Annotated in this window: 1 protein-coding gene; it reads right to left on the bottom strand. The window is 32.8% G+C overall.

Translation table 11 applies throughout. The annotated features are described in order from the left end of the window. Positions 1 to 198, bottom strand: a 198-nt coding sequence (locus AC1VNY_RS42800) for a hypothetical protein (protein ID WP_482409723.1), incomplete at its 3' end; no start/stop codon positions are given. Between the last annotated feature and the right edge of the window lie 210 nt (positions 199 to 408).

Raw genomic sequence — 408 nt, forward strand, 5'->3', positions numbered from 1 at the left:
TGTGTATAAGAGACAGGTCTTGATATTGTCTATCCATCTTTTTCTTGGTCTTCCCTTAGCTCTAGTACCCAATCTCTTTTTATTGTATGCTGTTATTGGTGGTTGGTTGTATTTCATTCTCATTAAATGTCCAAACCACTGCATTTGTTGTCTTTCGGAAAAAAAGGTTCTTGTATTTACTGCGTTTGTTACAGACACGATTTTTTGTTCTGATCATGTGACAGTATTTTAAAGAAAAACTGTATTATCTGTATAACTCAGATGTGATATTTCAACCAATTTTAACAGGATCAAAACAGAGGATCAAAAGCATTTTCATGTCTACTTTGTATTACAAGAGCAAAACATGTACACATTGCGTAAATCGTATGTTGAACATATCAAACTGTTCTTCACGTTGTCTTATAT

Source organism: Bradyrhizobium ferriligni (assembly GCF_056837965.1).